General features: G+C 54.5%; 1 tRNA gene and 2 rRNA genes (1 of these 3 cut by a window edge). All 3 read left to right on the top strand.

Annotation, left to right across the window (positions count from 1 at the left end):
* Positions 1-2,165 (top strand): 23S ribosomal RNA (locus tag ACFXP9_RS14215); it begins 667 nt to the left of the window's first position.
* Positions 2,166-2,233: 68 nt separating this feature from the next.
* A 5S ribosomal RNA gene (gene rrf / locus ACFXP9_RS14210) occupies positions 2,234-2,348 on the top strand.
* A gap of 72 nt (positions 2,349-2,420) precedes the next feature.
* Positions 2,421-2,497, top strand: a tRNA-Met gene (locus ACFXP9_RS14205).
* The last annotated feature ends 3 nt before the right edge of the window (positions 2,498-2,500 follow it).

Raw genomic sequence — 2,500 nt, 5'->3', positions numbered from 1 at the left:
ATGCGCGACATAGTCAGATGGATCAGACCCGAAACCGAGTGATCTAGGCATGAGCAGGATGAAGGTTGGGTAACACCAACTGGAGGTCCGAACCCACACCCGTTGAAAAGGGTCGGGATGACTTGTGCCTAGGGGTGAAAGGCCAATCAAACTCGGAGATAGCTGGTTCTCCGCGAAATCTATTTAGGTAGAGCGTCAGACGAATCCTCCCGGGGGTAGAGCACTGCATGGATGATGGGGGCCCACAGCCTTACTGAGTCTAAGCAAACTCCGAATACCGGGAAGGACTATCTGGCAGACACACGGCGGGTGCTAACGTCCGTCGTGGAGAGGGAAACAACCCTGACCAACAGCTAAGGCCCCCAATTCGTGGCTAAGTGGGAAAGCATGTGAGACTTCCAAAACAACCAGGAGGTTGGCTTAGAAGCAGCCATCCTTTAAAGATAGCGTAACAGCTCACTGGTCTAATCAAGAGGTCTTGCGGCGAAGATGTAACGGGGCTCAAGCCACGAGCCGAAGCTTTGGGTGCACGTAAGTGCGCGGTAGCGGAGCGTTCTGTGATATAGAACGCTGCCTCTTTAGCATCGTCAGATGTTACGGAGGCAATGTTCTGACTGTGAAGCCGGGCCGTAAGGCAGCCGGTGGAGTGATCAGAAGTGAGAATGTTGACATGAGTAGCGACAAACAGGGTGAGAGACCCTGTCGCCGAAAGTCCAAGGGTTCCTGCTTAAAGCTAATCTGAGCAGGGTAAGCCGACCCCTAAGGCGAGGCCGAAAGGCGTAGTCGATGGGAACCAGGTTAATATTCCTGGGCCAGGAGATGGTGACGGATCGCAAAGGTTGTCAGTCCTTATCGGATTGAACTGGCAGCTCAGCGGTTCCTGGAAATAGCCCTCCATAAGATCGTACCCGAAACCGACACAGGTGGACTGGTAGAGAATACCAAGGCGCTTGAGAGAACCACATTTAAGGAACTCGGCAAAATACCTCCGTAAGTTCGCGAGAAGGAGGCCCCGTTGGCAGGCAACTGTCGGCGGGGGGCACAAACCAGGGGGTGGCGACTGTTTACTAAAAACACAGGGCTCTGCGAAGTCGCAAGACGACGTATAGGGTCTGACGCCTGCCCGGTGCCGGAAGGTTAAAAGGAGAGGTGCAAGCCTTGAATTGAAGCCCCGGTAAACGGCGGCCGTAACTATAACGGTCCTAAGGTAGCGAAATTCCTTGTCGGGTAAGTTCCGACCTGCACGAATGGCGTAACGACTTCCCCGCTGTCTCAAATGTGGACTCAGCGAAATTGAATTGTCTGTGAAGATGCAGACTTCCCGCGGTTAGACGGAAAGACCCCATGCACCTTTACTATAGCTTCGCACTGGCATCAGGATTGCGATGTGCAGGATAGGCGGTAGGCTTTGAAACAGGAACGCCAGTTCCCGTGGAGCCATCCTTGAGATACCGCCCTTCGCACTCTTGATGTCTAACCGCGGCCCGTTATCCGGGTCCGGGACCCTGCGTGGTGGGTAGTTTGACTGGGGCGGTCGCCTCCCAAAGAGTAACGGAGGCGCGCGAAGGTTGGCTCAGAGCGGTCGGAAATCGCTCGTTGAGTGCAATGGCAGAAGCCAGCCTGACTGCAAGACTGACAAGTCGAGCAGAGACGAAAGTCGGCCATAGTGATCCGGTGGTCCCGAGTGGAAGGGCCATCGCTCAACGGATAAAAGGTACGCTGGGGATAACAGGCTGATGATGCCCAAGAGTCCATATCGACGGCATCGTTTGGCACCTCGATGTCGGCTCATCTCATCCTGGGGCTGGAGCAGGTCCCAAGGGTATGGCTGTTCGCCATTTAAAGAGGTACGTGAGCTGGGTTTAGAACGTCGTGAGACAGTTCGGTCCCTATCTGCCGTGGGTGTAGGATACTTGAGAGGAGTTGCCCCTAGTACGAGAGGACCGGGGTGAACGTTCCACTGGTGGACCAGTTATCGTGCCAACGGTAGTGCTGGGTAGCTATGAACGGACAGGATAACCGCTGAAGGCATCTAAGCGGGAAGCCCCCCTCAAAACAAGGTATCCCTTGAGAGCCGTGGAAGACCACCACGTCGATAGGCCGGAGATGTAAGTGCAGCAATGCATTCAGTTGACCGGTACTAATGGCTCGATAGGCTTGATTTGATCCGGAAGAAGACAGACTTCCAAAAGCATCACTTGGACAACAAACAACGCTGACGTTTCTTTCCCGGTCTGGTGGACATAGCACAAGCGAAACACCCGATCCCATCCCGAACTCGGCCGTTAAGCGCTGTCGCGCCAATGGTACTGCGTCAAAAGACGTGGGAGAGTAGGTCACCGCCAGACCTGGTAAGAAACGAAATTCTCTCTCTGATACGATCAAAACAAAGGCGCCATATCCAAAAAGGCGCCAATTGGCGCGGGGTAGAGCAGCCCGGTAGCTCGTCAGGCTCATAACCTGAAGGTCGCAGGTTCAAATCCTGCCCCCGCAACCAAAA

This window comes from Paracoccus jiaweipingae (assembly GCF_044335505.1).
Classification (GTDB): domain Bacteria; phylum Pseudomonadota; class Alphaproteobacteria; order Rhodobacterales; family Rhodobacteraceae; genus Paracoccus.
This window is presented reverse-complemented; position numbering and strand designations above follow the sequence as displayed.